This window comes from Micromonospora sp. LHW51205, from assembly GCF_003315815.1.
GTDB classification, from domain to species: domain Bacteria; phylum Actinomycetota; class Actinomycetes; order Mycobacteriales; family Micromonosporaceae; genus Micromonospora; species Micromonospora chalcea.
On sequence record NZ_QMEZ01000003.1, the window covers coordinates 740,996 to 757,714 of the forward strand.

13 protein-coding genes are annotated in these 16,719 nt (G+C 71.6%); 2 read left to right on the plus strand and 11 right to left on the minus strand.

Features of this window, described 5'->3' with window-relative positions:
• Positions 1–11 precede the first annotated feature (11 nt).
• From DQE82_RS15455 to DQE82_RS15470, 4 genes are all read right to left on the minus strand, one after another.
• Positions 12–1,505, minus strand: a complete 1,494-nt coding sequence (locus DQE82_RS15455; RefSeq protein ID WP_113973047.1) for a family 43 glycosylhydrolase — start codon at positions 1,503–1,505, stop codon at positions 12–14.
• Between the two features lie 41 nt (positions 1,506–1,546).
• Entirely contained in the window at positions 1,547–3,016 is a 1,470-nt protein-coding gene (locus DQE82_RS15460; RefSeq protein WP_113973048.1) for a family 43 glycosylhydrolase, read from the minus strand.
• A 254-nt stretch (positions 3,017–3,270) separates the two neighbouring features.
• Positions 3,271–3,723, minus strand: a complete 453-nt coding sequence (locus DQE82_RS15465; RefSeq protein ID WP_064445493.1) for an OsmC family protein — start codon at positions 3,721–3,723, stop codon at positions 3,271–3,273.
• A 9-nt stretch (positions 3,724–3,732) separates the two neighbouring features.
• Complete coding sequence (locus DQE82_RS15470; protein WP_113973049.1) at positions 3,733–4,530, minus strand: TIGR02452 family protein; 798 nt, start codon at positions 4,528–4,530, stop codon at positions 3,733–3,735.
• A gap of 278 nt (positions 4,531–4,808) precedes the next feature.
• Here DQE82_RS15470 and DQE82_RS15475 point away from each other — a divergent pair, with 278 nt between their 5' ends.
• Entirely contained in the window at positions 4,809–7,091 is a 2,283-nt protein-coding gene (locus tag DQE82_RS15475) for a NucA/NucB deoxyribonuclease domain-containing protein (protein ID WP_233514674.1), read from the plus strand.
• An 11-nt stretch (positions 7,092–7,102) separates the two neighbouring features.
• The gene (locus tag DQE82_RS15480; protein WP_233514675.1) at positions 7,103–7,813 is read left to right on the plus strand and encodes a hypothetical protein; all 711 of its coding nucleotides are present in this window, start codon (positions 7,103–7,105) and stop codon (positions 7,811–7,813) included.
• A 132-nt stretch (positions 7,814–7,945) separates the two neighbouring features.
• Here the strand turns inward: DQE82_RS15480 and DQE82_RS15485 are convergent, their stop codons facing one another.
• Genes DQE82_RS15485 through hutH form a run of 7 tightly spaced genes read right to left on the minus strand, consistent with a single transcriptional unit; the run spans position 7,946 to position 16,685 of the window.
• Complete coding sequence (locus tag DQE82_RS15485) at positions 7,946–9,226, minus strand: HAMP domain-containing sensor histidine kinase (RefSeq protein WP_233514676.1); 1,281 nt, start codon at positions 9,224–9,226, stop codon at positions 7,946–7,948.
• On the minus strand, positions 9,226–9,897 hold the full coding sequence (locus DQE82_RS15490) for a response regulator transcription factor (RefSeq protein WP_104112254.1): 672 nt from the start codon (positions 9,895–9,897) through the stop codon (positions 9,226–9,228). Before DQE82_RS15490 ends, DQE82_RS15485 begins: the two co-directional genes overlap by 1 nt.
• A 52-nt stretch (positions 9,898–9,949) precedes the next feature.
• Positions 9,950–11,218 (minus strand): cation:proton antiporter, encoded by a 1,269-nt coding sequence (locus tag DQE82_RS15495; RefSeq protein ID WP_064445490.1) that lies wholly within the window; start codon positions 11,216–11,218, stop codon positions 9,950–9,952.
• Positions 11,215–12,549 (minus strand): cytochrome P450, encoded by a 1,335-nt coding sequence (locus DQE82_RS15500; protein ID WP_113973114.1) that lies wholly within the window; start codon positions 12,547–12,549, stop codon positions 11,215–11,217. The genes DQE82_RS15495 and DQE82_RS15500 overlap by 4 nt, the downstream gene beginning before the upstream one ends.
• Complete coding sequence (locus DQE82_RS15505) at positions 12,546–13,619, minus strand: alpha-hydroxy acid oxidase (RefSeq protein ID WP_064445489.1); 1,074 nt, start codon at positions 13,617–13,619, stop codon at positions 12,546–12,548. Before DQE82_RS15505 ends, DQE82_RS15500 begins: the two co-directional genes overlap by 4 nt.
• A 1-nt stretch (position 13,620) precedes the next feature.
• Entirely contained in the window at positions 13,621–15,186 is a 1,566-nt protein-coding gene (locus DQE82_RS15510; RefSeq protein WP_113973051.1) for an NAD(P)-binding domain-containing protein, read from the minus strand.
• Positions 15,187–15,197: 11 nt separating this feature from the next.
• A complete protein-coding gene (gene hutH, locus DQE82_RS15515) occupies positions 15,198–16,685 on the minus strand; it encodes a histidine ammonia-lyase (RefSeq protein WP_043322962.1) in 1,488 nt (495 codons plus the stop codon).
• Between the last annotated feature and the right edge of the window lie 34 nt (positions 16,686–16,719).

Genomic DNA, 16,719 nt, shown 5'->3' on the forward strand with positions numbered 1-16,719 from the left:
TTTGCGGGCGCCTACTCCAGGTGGAAGGTGGCAGTGGCCCGGTCGGCGCTGGTGTCCACCGCTTCGAGCTGGAGCAGTCCGTCGCGGTGGCGGACGTACCGGCCGCTGTAGTTCTGCGACTCCAGCGAGAGCGCCTCGGGCGCGGCCAGGCCGGGACGGCGCTGGAAGCTCGCGTCGTTGTCGAACAGGGCGGAGCCGTCGTCGCGTTCGACGTAGAGGGCGAACGCGCGGTGCCTCAGGTAGTAGCCGGGGAAGTTCGTGGACTCCAGCGACACCGATCCGCCGCCGGCGAGGCCGGGGACGATGCGGAACTGCGAGTCGGCCAGCTTCGTCACGTTCGGCTCGACGCGGGCGCGGTAGTCGTAGTGCCGGACGTAGCTCGTCGTCAGGTCGTGTGACCGCAGCCGGACCGGGGTGGCCCCGTCGGGCACGGGGATGCCGAAGTTCGGGGTGCCGTCGGCGTTCCAGTACAGCTTCTGGATCCGGGTCCGCCGGTTCGGGTCGTTGAGCGGGTCGCCGCTGATGTCCCGGTAGTTGCGGTCGTGGTAGACCAGGATGTCGCTCTGCCCGTCCTCGGAGACGGTGAAGGAGTTGTGTCCGGGGCCGTACTGGCCGGTGGCGGCGCTGCTGGCGAACACCGGGGTCGGGCTCTTGCTCCAGGCGGCGGCGTCGAGCAGGTTCGCGCCGGCGGACGCGGTCAGCATGCCGAGGCAGTAGTTGGCGTCGGTGGCGCTCGCCGAGTAGGTGAGGAACACCCGGCCGTTGCGCTGGATCACCGTCGGGCCCTCGGCCACCCGGTAACCCCGGGTCTCCCAGTCGTACGTCGGCACCACCAGCCGGGTCACCGTGCCGGTGATCTGCCACGGGTTGGCGCCCATCCGGGCGAGGTAGACGTTGGAGTTGGTGGAGATGCCGGGTTCCTGCTGGGCCCAGGTCAGGTACCGCACCCCGTTCACGACGAACGTGGAGGCGTCCAGGCTGAACGTGTCCCACGGCGTGGTGATCCGGCCGCGTTCGGTCCACGAGCCGGACAGCGGGTTCGCGCTCGCGTTCTCCAGCACGTACATCCGGATCCGCCACACGTCGTCGGTGCGTCCGGCGGCGAAGTAGACGTACCACTTGCCGTTTATGAAGTGGATCTCCGGCGCCCAGATGTGGGCGCCCATCTCTCCGCTGGTGTGCCGACGCCAGATCGTCGTCTCCGCGGCGCCGGCCAGTCCCTGGAGGGTGGTGGCCCGCCGGAGCACGATCCGGTCGTACTCGGGCACCGTCGCGGTCATGTAGTAGTAGCCGTCGCTGTGCTTGACGATGTGCGGATCGGCACGCTGGTTGACCAGCGGGTTGGTGTAGCTCACCGCCGGTGCGGCCTGCGCGGGTCCGGCCACCGGCAGGCCGGCGGTCACGGCGATCGCCGCGAGCGCCGCGGCCAGCATCGGCCGCCGGCGACGGCGTGCGGGCGCCGCGCCGGCCCGGTGGGCCGTGCGGAGCAGGTGTCGAAGCGGCATGTGCCCTCCCAGGTGGGCCAGGTATCGGGGCTGGTCCCGGGTCAGTAGACGTAGGGCCAGGCGTCGGCGTCGTAGCCGATGCGGTTGACGCCGAGCAGCGACGCGCCGTTGTCGGCGTAGTAGTGGTAGAAGAGGACGTCGCCGTCGGTGTCGGCGAGGACCGCCTGGTGGCCGGGCCCGTGCACGCTGCCGTGCGAGGCGAGGATCTGGGTACCGCCTCCGGCGAGCATGTCCCGGCCGGCGCGGTCCAGGAACGGCCCGGTCGGGCTCGCCGAACGGCCGACCATGATCCGGTACGTGCTGGCGGCGCCCTGGCAGCATCTGTCGAACGAGACGTACAGGTAGTACCAGGCGCCGCGCTTGACCAGGACCGGCGCCTCGATGCCGGGGCCGTAGTTCGCGAGACCGTACATGGCGGTGCCGAGCCGGCGCCCGGTGGCCGGGTCGATCGGGATCATCTTGATGCCGGACCAGAACGAGCCGAAGGTGAGCCACCAGCGGCCCTGGTCGTCGACGGTGAGGTTCGGGTCGATGGCGTTGAAGTCGTCGGTGGTCCGCGACTCGACGACCAGCCCCTCGTTGGTCCAGCTCCCGGAGGCTCCGGTGGCGCTGGTGGCCAGGAAGATCGCCGAACGGTTGGAGCCGAAGGTCGACGCCGAGTAGTACAGGTGATAGCGCCCGTTGCGGTACGACAGGTCGGGCGCCCAGAGGTTGCGCGCGCCACCCGTGTACGTGGTGGTCCACGGCGCGCCACCGGGGAAGACGGTGCCCGCGTTGCGGAAGGCCACCCGGTCGGTGGAGGTCTTCAACGCGATGTCGTCACCGGTGTGCGCGACGAGGTAGGTGCCGTCGGGTCGTCTGACCACCGTCGGGTCGTGCACGCCGATGTCGCCGGTGACCCGGCCGGGCTGCGGATACGCCGGCGCCGGAGTGGTGGGTGCCGGAGTGGTGGGTGCCGGGGTGGTCGGCGTCCCGCCGCCCAGGCGGATCAGCTGCCACTGCTGGTTGCCGCCGTCCAGGTCGGAGTAGCCGGCCAGCCGGCCGCCGTCGGCGGTCGACCAGCCCCACACGTCGATCACCTTGTTCCACTGGCGGTTCACGAACCGCACGAACCCGCCCGCGGAGTCCTGCAACCGGAACTGCTGCGTGGCCGACGACCTGTCGGTGGACTGCACCAGCTGGGTGCCGTCGCTGCCGCTCGGCAGTTCCAGCACCTTCCCGCTGTGCCGCGACCGCACCTTGTAGAAGCCGCCACCGGCGTCCACGAACTGCCACTGCTGCACCGCGAGGTCGTTGCGCGTCCACTGGTTCACCGGCGCGTTCTCCGCCGTCGACCAGTCGTACAGGTCCATCGCCTTGCCGCTGTGCCGGTTCACGAACACGTACGACGCGGTCGTGTCCACCGTCGCCGCAGACGCGGGCGGCACCCCGGCCAGCGCCCCCGCGCCGAGTGCCAGGGTCGCCGAGACCACCACCGCAACCGTCCGCGTCGTCTGAGCGGTCCGTGCCACCGAAACCTCCCGCGCTTGGTCGCTTCCGCTCCCGAGATCACGAGACGGGGCGAGCGATCATGGCAGCGGCGTTACGTCCGAGTTACCAGTCATGTTTTCGATAACATAGACGGCTGTCAAGGTAATCGGGGGGTCGAAGCTTTCCGAAGGCTTTTCTGTGGCCGGATGGCGACCCATGCCGGGACACTGCCTCGACAATGGTTAGCGTTAACAGACCTGGCTGACCGGCCCGGGTGGCACCGGGTCTCCGGCGGTCACCGAGGCTCGGCCGGGCCCCTGTCGCTCGCGTCCACCATGGTGACGGGGGTGCCCAGCTCCACCGTGCGGGACACGGTGCAGAGCCGGTCGTGTGACTGCCGCAGAGATCGGGGCAGCGCCTCGCGGGCCCGGTCACCGTCCGCGCCGGCCGGAAACGCCACCGCGAAGGTGACGGTGAGGTTCTCCATCCGGTTGCCGGCCTCCGGGTCGCGGATCTTGTCACCGCTCACCGTGACGGCGAACCGGGTCGGTTCGGCGCGCCGGCTGGTCACCAGGTCGACGTCGACGGCGGTGCAGCCGCCGAGCGCCGCCAGCAGCAGTTCCACGGGCGTGAAGGTCGCGTCCTCCCCCGTACCCATCGACAGCTCGCCGCCACGGGCGTTGCGCACGACGTACCTGCCCACGCTGGTGCGCTCGATCTCCACCGACCGGAGCGTGTCCTCACTCATGCGACGAACCTACCGAAAGCGCTCCGCGAACGTGCGGTAGACCGGTGTGCCCGGCAGCCCGTCGCGCACGGCGAACACCACCAGGTCGAACCGGTCGACCACCCGGAGCGCGTCGGCGAACGCGCCGGCCACCACGGCCGGGTCGTTGCGGAACACCCCGCACCCCCACGCGCCCAGCACCACTGTCCGATGCCCGTGCGCGGCCGCCACCTCCAGCACCCGCCGGGCCCGCCGGCCCAGCACCGCCGGCACGTCCGCCGCGCGCTCCGGCTGGTTGCGCACGATCGCGCCCAGGTTCGGCGCCGCCGCGGTCAGGAAGGACGTCGTGTACGGCCGGTCGAGCAGGTTCCCCTTGTCGTCACGGAACACCGGCACGCCCGGGGAGTAGACGACGCGGTCGCTGTAGCGCAGATCCCGTTGCCCCCGGTGGAAGGCATAGAAGTCCGGGGCGGCGAGCAGACAGGGATACAGCGCCGACGAGCGGGCGATGCTCTCCTCCTGCGCCTTCGCCCCGCCCAGGAACCCGCCACCCGGGTTCTTCGCCGACGCGAACACCAGACACGCCGCGCCGGGTCCGAGCCGGCGGGCCGCCTGCAACGTCGACTCGTACGTCACCTCGACGGTGTCGGCGCCGGGCTTCGCGCCGTCCAGGTGGAGGACCTCGTCCGGCAGGTGCTCACGGGTGCCGTCGACCGCGGCGCTGACCGCTGCCTCGATCGCGATGTCCTCGCCGGCGCTGTTGCGGTAGCGCCCCGACTCGGCGATCGCGACCGTCTGCCGGGCGATCTCGCGGAGACGGCTGCTCATCCGGAACGCCCGTCGATGTCGTGCATGATCGGCAATCTAGGCAGCCCTCACCGCGACGGGCAACCGATTAGTGACCTCCGCTCCGGCCACGTCGCCTGGTGCGACCGGGCGACGAGGGGGCCACCACGATGGACCGCGCCTTGCTAATGTCCGCCCAACCATTGATTGGCGTCATTCATACGGGGGTAGGCATGGCCAACCATGGGCACGACAGGCATTTCAGCAGATTCTTACGAGCTACGGCGCTCGCCGTCTCGCTCATCCTCCCCGTCGGCCTGGTGAGCCAGCCGGCTGCCGAGGCGACTCCGGCCGAGCAACTTCCCGCGTGCGCGGACCCGTCGGTGCCGGAGGACGTCAACCACGCCTCCATCCGGCTCGAAGGGCCGACGACCGGGACCGAGGTCGCGGTTGACGAGCACGGGAAGATCGCTCTCAGCGGCTTCCTGCACAAGAACGCCACCATGGTCGACGTCTCGGTCGGCCGGCTGACCACCACCGACATCACCCTCGGGCCGCCGCCGGCCGGTGTGTCGGACTGGTCGGCGTCGTGGACCGCCAGTCTTCGCCCGGCGGAACTGGGCGAGAACGAGGTGTGCGCCCGCGCCGAACGCGAACCCGGACGCTACGCCCGGATCCTGCGGTCCGTCACCGTGGTGGACCTGCTCCCGCCGAGCGCCGTCCCGGACCTGACCGTCGGCGCGATCACGGCGACCACGGCCAAGGCGACCTGGGGCGAGGCCACGGACAACTACGGCCTTGCCGGGTACGAGATCACCGTCGACGGCGGAACCCCGCACCGGACCACCATCGGCACCCGGTCGTACTCCATCACCGGGCTGTCGCCGTCCACCAACCACACGGTTTCCGTGGTCGCCGTCGACCTGGCCGGCAACAAGTCCGCGACCCGCGCCACGGCGTCCTTCACGACGGCCGCCGCCCCGCCGCCACCGGATCCCGACGCCGACCTGGTCCTCGACCCGGAGCAGGGTGCCGCCACGGCAACATGGCATCCCGACCCCGCAACCGAGACCAGCTACCGCGCCTACCTCGACGGCCAGTTGTACGACGAGTTCTCGCTGACCCACTTCTGCCAGGACGCCGACGGCAATCCGGCGAACCCGTGCACGGCGGGGAACAGCATCGTCCTTCCGATCGGCCCCCTGGAGGAGTACACGCCGTACACGTTCCGGGTCGAGGCGCTACGCGCCGACCGCACGGTGGCCCGTGAGCTCTCCGCCGACTTCACCACCATGATCAATACGGACGAGGTGTCTCCCGCCGCCACCCAGCAGGCGGCAAGCGAAGGCTCTCAGTGCGCCGGGAGCGGCGGAGACTTCTACCTCGCTGCGGACTCGCGTACCAGTGTCACGGTGCCGGCCGGCAGCACGGAGCTGTTCCCGGGCTGCTACACCGTCTCGAACGACAGCTGCCTGGACGCCTTCCTACCGCCGTCCGGGGAGAAGCTCGTCAACTGCGCGGACAGCCTCACCCAGCTTCTCTTCTCGGCGGCACCGCCCGGCCGTGGTCCGGTGATCTCCTCGGTGGACCCGGTCCCCGGTCGCGTCTCGACGCTGTTCGATCCGGGCAATGCGACGATGCCGATCACCTGGTGCGCCCAGAACACCACCACGTGCACGCTCGTGCTGGCGCCTGCCGCGCAGGCCGTCCGGCTCGTCGCAGTCGCGCCCGCTGCCGCCGTCGGCACCTCCTGGGTCGTCGTCGCTCTCTCGGGAATCGGCATCGGACTCGCGCTCTGGGCGCTGCTCGAGATCCTCTTCCCCGGTCAGATCGGCATCCACGGCATCCTCGAGTACCCGATCCGCCACGACACCGACTTCGACACGTTCGAGAACTGGGGCGCGGACGAGGGCGAGTGGTACAACAGCTTGAAGATCTACGCGGAGGTGATCAAGACGACGAAGCTGGTGGCCGACCGGGACGGCATTCCCTTCGCTTGGACCAACGCCGAGGACGGCCGGCTCAAGCGGATCATCGATGCGGCGTGCACCGCCCAGCGTGGCACCCAGGGTACGGCCGGCTGCGACAACGGCTTCGCCGTCTACGTCCCAGGTGGCGTGTCCTACGACCTCCGGCCCATGAAGGAGACCGGGACCCACATCGTGACGGCGATGGGTGACGGTGGATATCCGCAGCCACCGACGCGGGCCCAGTGGTTCTACCCGGCTCGCAGCCAGGGCGGTCGGGCCGCCATCGACGCCGGCTATCCACGCCGGTGGTTCAACACCCATTTCACGCCGAACGAGTGCACCGGGCGCGCGCCGGGAACCGTGTGCGACGAGTTCCCGTTCTGGGTGACCAACCAGGCGGTGAACCTGTCGGGCGAGCGCGCTTCCCTGAAGCCGGTTCCACCGTCGGAGTCGAGCCCGCAGGGCACCGAGATGTCGGCGTTCTTCCGCAAGTGCGAGGTCGCCGACGGAGAGCGGTTCATCGTGCTGCCGGTGAAGCCGTGGGTCGCGGCGAACGGGCCGAGCTTCGGGTTCCGGGTCAGTGAGGGCGGGGCCAGCATGTGCATGAGCCCCAAGCCGGCGGCGGCTCCCTGATGCTCGACGACATGCGCGTACTGCGTGACGCCGTCGCGGAGTACCGTGCGGCGGCGACCGCGGCCGGCCTCGACTGGCCCGAGCACGCCGAGGCGCCCGCCGGGCAGCCGCCCGGCTCGGTCTACCGCATCTTCGGCGTGGACCACGTCGCGGAGCAGCTGACCTGGTTCCAGTCACAGAACTGGCCGCCCCGGCGGCTGCTTCCCAACGGCGGCTGGATCATGCCGTGGCCGGCCGACGGGGGCGAGGAACTCGACACCCTGGCCATCTCGATCGGCACGCCGTTCCCGTGGCGGCACCAGGTGCGCTTGTTCAACTTCGAGCATCTGGTCTACACGTTCGTGCTCGCCGGCGAGTACGAGGGCGAGATCTGGCGTTACGAGTTCACCCCCGACGTCTGGGGTTCGGCTCGTGCCGCCACCAGCCTCGCCGCGCTCTTCACCGGCTGGACGAAGGGGATCGCCGCCGGCGCGGTCGTCCACGATGACCTCAACGGCTGGCTCAAGGTCAGGGAAGACGGGCAGGACGAGGTAGCCGTGCTCCGGGAACGGGTTCCCGACGTCGATTTCCTGACCTTTCCGGTGTATGTGGCGGACGAGTCACTGCTGCGGGCGCGGCAGCGCGAATGCGGGGTCGACATGGACTGCATCGAGCGGGGATTCGACTGCTACGAGGAACTGTCCGACACGGTGCGGGCCACTCGGAGGTCGCTCGGCATCTGACCCGGCACCGCGGGCCGGGGGATGCCCGGGTTCGCACCGGCGATCTCATCCGTCGCTCCGAGCGCACTGGCGGCCAGTGCGCTCGGAGCGACCACGCGGCGTCCCGGTGTGGCGATCCGTCCCGTCCGGCGATCACGTACCGACGCCGAGCTGCCACATCCGAAGGTTCCTGATCCGCGCGGCCCGACCCGTGGTAGCCGACGATCCCGCCGTGGGAAGGCGCACCGTGAAGCGGGCTCCCCGGCCCGGATGACCCTCCGCCTCGATTGTGCCGTGGTGGCTCGTGACGACCTCCTGAAGCAGCGCCAGTCCCAGGCCGAAGCGGCGGTCTCCGGCGCCCGCGCCACGGTGGAACCGGTCGAAGATCCGCCGGGCGTCCGCCTGGTCGAAGCCCTTGCCGGTGTCGGCGATCACGAACTCCGCGGCGTTGTCCACCGCCCGCAGCGTCACGGTGATCCGGCCTCCCGCGGGGGTGTGGGCGAGCGCGTTCGCCAGCAGTTCGCCGACGACCCGGCGCAGGGCCGACTCGACACCCGGCACCGGCAGCGGGTCACCCGGGACGTCCAGGACGAGCGTGACCTGGCGCTCGGCTGCCCGGTCACCCTCGGCGGCGACTGTCGTACCGATCAGCGCGGTGAGGTCGACCGGCGGGTCCGGCTCCCGGTCGGCGGGCGCGGCGGCGAGCCGGGCGGAGAGCAGCAGGTCGTCGACGATCTCGCCGAGCCGGCGCGTGGTGCCGATCAGCCGTTCCAGGTCGTCCAGGTTCGTGGCGGCGCCGTCGTTGCGTGCCCGGCGCGCGATCAGCTGGGCCCGGGTGTGCACCTGGGCGATCGGCGTCCTCAGCTCGTGGCTGGCGTCCGCGACGAAGCGGCGCTGCCGGGTCAGCGCCTCCGCGAGCGGCGCGACGGCACGGCGGCCGACGAGGACACCGGTGAGCACGGCGGCGAGCAGCCCGGCCACCGCCGCGAGGCTGAACGCGAGCAGGAGGTGCCGGCGGTCGGAGAGCTGGAAGCGGGCGTCGAACACCGCCTGGACGACGGTGTCGCCGCGCGCCTCGGTGCGTACGTGGTACGTGGTGCCGTTACGCGCGACGGTGGTGATCTCGGTGGTCCGGTTCGCCGCCACGGTGGCCAGCGTGTCGTGCAACGGGAAGCCCGGTGGCGGCGGGTTCGCGCCGGTGAGCACGGTGGCGCCGTCGTACCGGAAGATCCAACTGCATGCGGGCGGCCCGGCGATCGTCCCGTGTTCCGTGCCCCACGCCAGCTCACGCTGGATCTGCGCCTCCTGGCCGCGGACCAGGACCGCGTAGGAGATGCCACCGGCCAGCAGGAGCAGGCCGCCGATGGTGAGGCCGACGAGCAGGCCGATCCGTAGCCGGGCCCGTCTGACGATCGCCTTCTCGACCGCCTCCATCAGAGGGTCCCGAGGCGGTAGCCGAGACCGTGCACGGTGCGTACCACCGCGCGGCCGAGCTTGCGCCGCAGGTAGTAGACGTACGTGTCCACTATCGACGCGCCGGCGGCCTCCTCGAAGACCTTGCGGCGCAGCACGGCTCGCGGATGGACGGCGTTCGGCCGGGCCGCCAGCACCCGCAGCAGCTCGAACTCGCGGGTGGACAGCGCCACCCGGGTGCCGTCGGGCAGCACCGCCTCGCGCGGTCCCAGGTCGAGCCGCCCGGCGCCGATGCGCAGCACGTCGGTCGGCTCGGGCCGGCGCCGGCACAGCGCCCGGACCCGGGCGCTCAGTTCGTCGAGGTCGAACGGTTTGACCAGGTAGTCGTCGGCACCCGCGTCCAGCCCGGCGATCCGGTCGTCGACGGTGCCGAGGGCGGTGAGCATCAAGGTCCGGGCCGGGACCGCCCGGGCGCGCAGGCGGGTGACCAGGTCGAGGCCGTCGAGCGCCGGCAGCATCCGGTCGATGACCATCACGTCGTACGGGCGGGTCAGCCCGAGATGCAGCCCGCGCTGGCCGTCGAAGGCCTGGTCGACCAGGTAACCTTCGTGGCCGAGCGTCTCGGTGAGCATCTCGGTCAGATCCGCGTCGTCCTCGACCAGCAACAGCCGGTTCGATGTTCCGCCCCGCATATGTTAACGATCTCATAGATGGTTGACGATGGAAGCGTCAGTACTTGCCTCTTCAACTATCTGAAACCGCCAGCGCGGGCGTCCGTACGCCGTCGGGCTGCCGCGCCTCCCGGCGCTCGATCCAGCTCAGCGCCGGCGTCGTCATCAGCGTGGTGACAAGCGCGACCAGCACCAGCACGGTGAACAGGGCGGGGCTCACGATGCCCGCCTCCAGCCCGACGTTCAGCGCGATGAGCTGCATCAGGCCACGGGCGTTCATCAGCGCGCCGACCCGCATCGCGACGCTCGACGGCTCACCCCGCAGCCGGGCCGCCGCCCAGCAGGCGCCGAACTTGCCGGCGATCGCCGCCGTCACGCAGGCCAGCGCGAACAACAGCACCGGCGGCGAGGCGAGCAGGCCGAACTCCGTACGCAGGCCCGAGTAGGTGAAGAACAACGGCAGGAAGAGCGTCGCGGCGACCGGTGTGAGCGTGTCCACCACCTTGTCGGTGTTGTCGGTGCGCGGCATCACCACGCCGACCGCGAACGCGCCGAAGACCGCGTACAGCCCGATCTCGTCGGTGTACCAGGCGACCAGGAACAGCAGGGCGACGGTGCCGAGCAGCCGGGCGCGGTCGTTGAGGGCCCGGTGGGTCATCAGCGTGGCGGCGGCCGTACGCCCGCCGAACCAGAGCACCAGCCCGAACAGGACCGCTCCGCCCGCGGTGACGATCGCCGGACCGGCCCGGCCGGACGCGACCGCCAGCACGGCGGCCAGCATGATCCAGGCGACCACGTCGTCGATCGCGCCGCTGGCCAGGGCGAGCGTGCCGTGCCGGGTGCCGGCGTGCCCTTTCTCGGTGATGATCCGGGCCAGCATCGGGAACGCGGTGATGGCCAGGGCGACGCCGACGAACGCGGCCGAGACCCCGAGTGACGTCCCGTCGGCCTGGATCGGCACAACGCCCGCCGTCACCAGCACCAGCAGCGCCCCCAGCAGCAGCGGCGCGGTGACCCCGGCCAGCGAGATCACGCCGGCGGTGCCGGCGAGCCCGGTGACCCGATGGCTGCTGAACGCGTACCCGGCCTGGAACATGAACAGCACCAGGCCGACCTGACCCACGATGTAGAGGACCGGGAGCAGGGGGGCCGGGAACAGGGCGTTCTGCACGTCCGGCAGGAGGAGCCCGAGCAGCGACGGGCCGAGCAGTACGCCGGCGAGCATCTCGCTGACCACGGCGGGCTGGCCCGCCTTGCCGAGCAGCCACGCGACCCCTTTGCAGAAGATCAGGATCACCGTGACCGCGATGAAGAACCGTGGCGCCAGCTCCGTTGGTGTCATCGGACAGCCCTCTCGAAGTAGTCGGTGCACAACCGCTGCCGGCGGGCGTCGACCACCATCCAGGTGCCGAACACCAGTTGCCGGACGCTGCGGCCCACGTCGGCCCACCGGTCCCGCGACCGCATCGCGGCCAGCCGCAGCCGCCCCGGCGGGGGGCTCCCGACCGGTGTCAGATACGCCGGGCCCCGGCTGGGCAGCGACCGGGTGTGTGAGACGGAGGAGGTCAGCACGTAGCGGCGCAGCACCTCGCGGGTCGCGGCGCGCATCATCACCGGCGCGACGCCGCGGGCCGGGCAGGCGCGGTTCGCGGTGACCCCGTACGGGATGAAGTGCGCGTCGCCGCGCTTGAGCGTCAGCCACCGGTCCGGGTCGAACCGGTCGTCACCGGCGGCCCCACCGCGGTGGAACGCCAGGTAGTTGAAGAGCAGCACCGTTCCGGCCGGCAGCGACACGCCGGTGGGCAGCGTGATCGGCGCCGAGGTGATCCGGTGCGCGACGCCGAAGAGCGGGTGCACCCGCAGCGTCTCGTCGATCACCCGGTCCAGCGCGTCGTCACCGTCCAGTCCGCGCTGCACGTCGGGGTGCGTGGCGAGGGCGAGCAGCACGTGCGCCATCGCCTCGGACATCTGCACCACGGCGGTGTTGAAGAACGCGCCCTGGAGATACCAGGCCGTCTCCTGGGCGGTGAACGGCGGCGGCAGCGTCACCGGGCAGGTGCCCGCCTCGATCCGGTCGCGCAGATACCCGGTCAGCCGCTCGCGCCGGCGCATGTGCCGCAGTCCGGTGCACTTCAGCCCGCTGACCACGTCGTCGGCGTTGGCGACGATCAGCGCCCGCGCGTGCGGCGGGCACGCCTCGCCGAAGACGAGCTCGTAGTAGACCTCGGCCCAGACCGGCATCATCAGGTCACGCAGCCGGACGTGGCTGGTCCGGTCGGCCGGCAACAGGTCGAGCACCCGCCGGGTGGCGGCGGTGGCGAGAGCGTCGCAGCGCTCGCGGCGTACCGCGAGCACCCGCCGGGTCGTGGCGGCGACGGTGCGGTAGCGCTCCCCCGGCTCCAGATGTTCCTGGTGCATGTGCGGTCCGGGCGCCAGCCAGTACCAGAACAGGTCCGACAGCCCGGCCCCGCGGCTGCGTCCGTCCGCCGCAGGATCGGCGTACACCCGCTCGAAGTGCTCCATGCCGACGACGGGGCCCGGCACCGGAACGCCTTCGACACCGTTGACTCTGACGAACACCCACTCCCGCAGCCGGACCACGGTGCGGGGCAGCCAGTACGGCACGGTCCACCCGATCCCGGCCAGGACCAGCAGGACGATCAGGGCGCTCATCCGCACGCCACCGTGGCGACCAGGTCGTCGCGCAGGTCGGCCGGCCCGGTGACGCCGGCCAGCGTCAGCGTCCGGTCGAGGTCGGCGTGGAGCAGGTCGAGCACGTGGCGTACCCCGGCGGCGCCGCCCACCGCGAGCCCCCACAGCACCGGACGGCCGACCAGCACCGCGCTCGCGCCGAGCGCCAGCGCCACCAGGACGTCGGCGCCCCGGCGGACACCGCCGTCGAGCAGCACCGGCAGCCGCCCGCCGACGGCCTCGACCACCGCGGGCAGCGCGTCCAGGGTGGCCAGCGCGCCGTCGAGCTGCCGGCCCCCGTGGTTGGAGACCAGCAGACCGTCGAGACCGTACGAGACGGCCAGCGCCGCGTCCGCCGGATGCAGCACCCCCTTCAGCAGGATCGGCAGCGCGGTGATCTCGCGCAGCCGGGCGATCCGGGCCCAGTCCAGCCCGGCGTCCATCTCGATGTCCCGCACCCGGCCGGTCGCGTCGCGCATGTTCTCGCAGCTCAGCCCGGCCGGCAGGTCGACGAAGCCGTGCCGCAGGTCGCGTTCGCGCCGGCCGAACACGGGCGAGTCGACGGTGACGACCAGAGCGCTGCACCCGGCCGCCTCCGCCCGCCGTACCACCGATGCGGTGAAGTCGAGGTCCGGCTGCGGGTACAGCTGGAACCAGAGCGGCCCGCCGGCTGCGGCGATCTCCTCGACCGGGCGGGTGGCCGCCATGCTGACCACCATGATCGTGCCCGCCTCGGTGGCGGCGCGGGCGGTGGCCACCTCGCCCTCGGGGTGGGCCAGCCGGTGGAACGCGGTCGGCGCGATCAGCACCGGCATCGAGATCCGGCTGCCGAACAGGGAGACCCGCAGGTCGCGCCGGGCGGCGCCGCGCAGGACGCGGGGCACCAGGTAGCGCCGGGCGAAGGCCGCCTCGTTGGCGCGCACCGTACGTTCCTCGCCGGCTCCGCCGGAGAAGAAGTCCCAGTGCACCGGGTCCAGGCGGCCCCGCGCGTCGGCGGCCAGCTCGGCCAGGTTCAGCGCCGGACCGTCCAGCGCCGCGTCGAGCGGGCGCATCTCAGCTCTCGGCACTGCTCAGGCAGCTGTCGACGAACGCGACGAGCGGCGCGACATGGGTCTCCGGCCGGTCCCACCGGTTCTCCAGGTTCTCCGCCAGGTGGTGGGTGGCGACGACCCGGCCCGCCCGGTGATGGCGGACGACCGGATGCAGGTAGGCGGCGTCGTGGGCCTGGCCGGCGACGTCCTGGGCGACCCGGTTGACGGTGACGTCGAACGGGTCCACCTGGTCGTGCTCGGGACCGTACTCCAGGGTGACCACGAAGGCGTGCTCGTAGTCGTGGTCGGGGGTACGCAGGCCGGTGCCGGTGAAGTACTCGACGGGCACCTCCTCGTGGTAGCGCGCGTCGGACCCGGCGACGGTGACCACGTCGGCGAGGAAGCCGAACTGCTGCCACAGCGCGGAGGTGCGGTTGACCCGCGCGACGACGGCGTCGGCGATCAGCTCCCCGGTGGCGTCCAGCTTCTCCGCCGGCCACGGCGTGTCCCCGTACCGCCGTTCCAGGATCCGGTGCAGCGCCCGGACGGCGTACCGGAAACCGTGGATGAAGCCGCTCGTCGAGCGTTTGAAGTCCCGCTCCTGGCTGATCGTGCCGGCGAAGTAGAGGCCGGGCACGTTCACCGACTCCCACTCCGCGGTCTGCGCCGGAAAGCGGTCCCGGATGGCGAGTTGCGGACGGCAGGTGTCGTCGAAGATGGACGCGTCGAAGGCGAACCCGGTGCAGGCGAGCACCCGGTCGTACCGCAGCTCCTTGACCACCTCGTCGGCGCGGGAGAACGAGAAGGTCACAGTGAAGCCGTCACCGTCGCGCTCGATCCGCTTGACGTCGCCGTCGAGGATCGCGTTCGCCGACTTCAGCTGGTAGGTGTCCAGGAAGTTGTTGTTCACCGCGCGCAGGTGTCCCACGTAGTGCGTGCGCCAGGCCATCCGGATCGAACTCGGCCCGGCCACGTGGATCAGCGTGGTGGTCTCCATCAGGTTGTCCGCGGTCTCGAACGCGGAGTTCCCCTTGCCGATGATCAGCACCTTCTGGTCCAGGTAGTCGCGCGGGTCGACGGACATCTCCGCGTACTGCTCGGCGAGTTCCAGGCCCGGGATCTCCGGCCGGTACGGCTGCGAGACGCCGGTGGCGACGACGAGCCGTCGCGCCCGGAACACCTCCTCCCCCGCCCGGACCTCGAACACCCCGTCGACCTTGCCGACCGACGTCACGCGGCAGCCGTACCGGACACGCGCCCCCGTCCTCGCGGCGAAGTCGGCCAGGTAGCGGACCATCACGTCGGCGTCGGGGAAGTACCGCTCGGTGTAGCCGGTGAACCGCAGCGCTGGGTCGTCGCTGAGCAGCGAGTTCCAGTCCAGCCGCAGGTTCAGCTCCGGATCGTCGGAGCCGGTGTGCGGCTTGTTGATGGAGATCAGTTGCCGGTGGCGGGGGAAGGTGGCGAAGAACGCCCCCGGTATCCCCGCCTGTTCCAGGACCAGATAGTCGCGCTTGCCGTCGGCCTCCAGCAGGGCCGCGAGCTGCAGGCCGGCCGGTCCGGCTCCGACGATCAGGTAGTCAAGCGTCATGTGCGTCCACCTCAGGAGAAGGAAACGGAGAAATCGGCGATCACATCGGCGGCGCGCCGAACGTCGGCGTCCAGCGGCCGGTCCGGGTCGATCGGCGGTACGACAGCGGCCACCGCGGCCAGCGCCTCGGCACAGCCGGGCGCGGTCGGCGCACGCGCGCCGACGTACGCCGCCTGGCGCAGTCCCACCGCGAGCGATCCGACGATCAGGTGCAGCAGCCGGGTCTGGTCCAGCGCCCGCAGCGCGGCCTGGGTGCCGAGCGGGACGACGTCCTGGTTGTGCAGGTTGGTCGGCACGCTCTGCATGCTCGCGGGCATGGTGTCCCGGCGGATCTCGGTGATCAGGGCGGTCGCCGCCAGTTGCACGCCCTGCAGCCCGTGCTGCTGTCCCGGGCCGGCGGCCAGCATCGGCGGCAGGCCGCCGTTGCGGTTCGGGTCGACGAGCAGATCCAGTTGCCGTTCGGCGAGGTTGCCGACCTGCGCCACGACCATCGACAGCACGTCGGCGGCGAACGCGGCCGGCTGCCCGAAGAAGTTGCCGCCGTGCACGACGAGGTCCTCGTCGGGAAAGAACAGCGGGTTGTCGGTCACGCTCGCGAGGTCGGCCCCGACAACGGCGTCGACGTAGCGCAGCGCGTCCTCGGCCGCGCCGAGCAGTTGCGGCGCGCACCTGATGCTGTACGGCTCCTGCAACGGGCGCGCCCCGGACGCGACGATCCCGGCGCCGACCCGCCGCATCCGCGCGCCCACGTCGACCGCGCCCGGATGGCCGTACGCGGCCAGCAGCCGGGCGTCGAGGAACTGCGTGTCGCTGCCCAGCAGATCGGCGAGCAGGCAGGTGAGCACCTGGACCGCCCGGTGCGCGCAGCGGGCCGCGTCCAGCGCCAGCGCCGTCGCCGCGGTGGTCAGCGACGTGCCGTTGACCAGGGCGAGCGCGTCCCGCCCGTCCAGCGGCAGCGGTTCCAGGCCGGCCCGCTGCAGCGCCTCGGCCGCCGGTAGCCGTACCCCGTCCAGGTAGGCGTGCCCACGGCCCCGTAACGCCTGGGCGGCGGCGCCCAGCGGGATCAGGTCACCGCTGGCGCCGACCGAACCCAGCCGGGGCACCGCGGGGACGAACGTGGTCGCGAGCATCGCCGCGAGCGCGTCGATGACGTGCGGCGAGACCCCCGACGCGCCCCGGGCCAGCGACGCGGCCCGCAGCAGCAGTGTCGCGCGGACCACCTCCGGGTCGAGTTCCGGGCCCTGCCCCGCGCCGAGGTGGGCGAGCGTGTTGTCGGCCTGGTCGCGCAGGTCGGCGCGGCCCGCGTACCCGACGAGAGCGCCGAAGCCGGTGGTCGCGCCGTACACCGCGCGGTCGTCGCCGAGCACCGCGGACAGGAAGGTACGGGCTGCCGTGACGCGCTCCCTGGCCTGTGCTCCGACCACGACCTTGACCGGGTCACGGGCGGCACGGAGGTCGGCGATCCGCAGTGGGACATCGAGGTCCACCTCTGTCGTCATGCGATCGCACCCTAGAGACGAATTCTCAGAACGC

Excerpts from the sequence above, each read along its gene's own strand:
- DQE82_RS15490 (WP_104112254.1), bottom strand. The coding sequence starts at position 9,897 with ATGCGGGGCGGAACATCGAACCGGCTGTTGCTGGTCGAGGACGACGCG.
- DQE82_RS15470 (WP_113973049.1), bottom strand. The coding sequence starts at position 4,530 with ATGAGCAGCCGTCTCCGCGAGATCGCCCGGCAGACGGTCGCGATCGCC.
- DQE82_RS15465 (WP_064445493.1), bottom strand. The coding sequence starts at position 3,723 with ATGAGTGAGGACACGCTCCGGTCGGTGGAGATCGAGCGCACCAGCGTG.
- DQE82_RS15510 (WP_113973051.1), bottom strand. The coding sequence starts at position 15,186 with ATGACGCTTGACTACCTGATCGTCGGAGCCGGACCGGCCGGCCTGCAG.
- DQE82_RS15480 (WP_233514675.1), top strand. The coding sequence starts at position 7,103 with ATGCGCGTACTGCGTGACGCCGTCGCGGAGTACCGTGCGGCGGCGACC.
- hutH (WP_043322962.1), bottom strand. The coding sequence starts at position 16,685 with ATGACGACAGAGGTGGACCTCGATGTCCCACTGCGGATCGCCGACCTC.
- DQE82_RS15495 (WP_064445490.1), bottom strand. The coding sequence starts at position 11,218 with ATGACACCAACGGAGCTGGCGCCACGGTTCTTCATCGCGGTCACGGTG.
- DQE82_RS15500 (WP_113973114.1), bottom strand. The coding sequence starts at position 12,549 with ATGAGCGCCCTGATCGTCCTGCTGGTCCTGGCCGGGATCGGGTGGACC.
- DQE82_RS15485 (WP_233514676.1), bottom strand. The coding sequence starts at position 9,226 with ATGGAGGCGGTCGAGAAGGCGATCGTCAGACGGGCCCGGCTACGGATC.
- DQE82_RS15505 (WP_064445489.1), bottom strand. The coding sequence starts at position 13,619 with ATGCGCCCGCTCGACGCGGCGCTGGACGGTCCGGCGCTGAACCTGGCC.
- DQE82_RS15455 (WP_113973047.1), bottom strand. The coding sequence starts at position 1,505 with ATGCCGCTTCGACACCTGCTCCGCACGGCCCACCGGGCCGGCGCGGCG.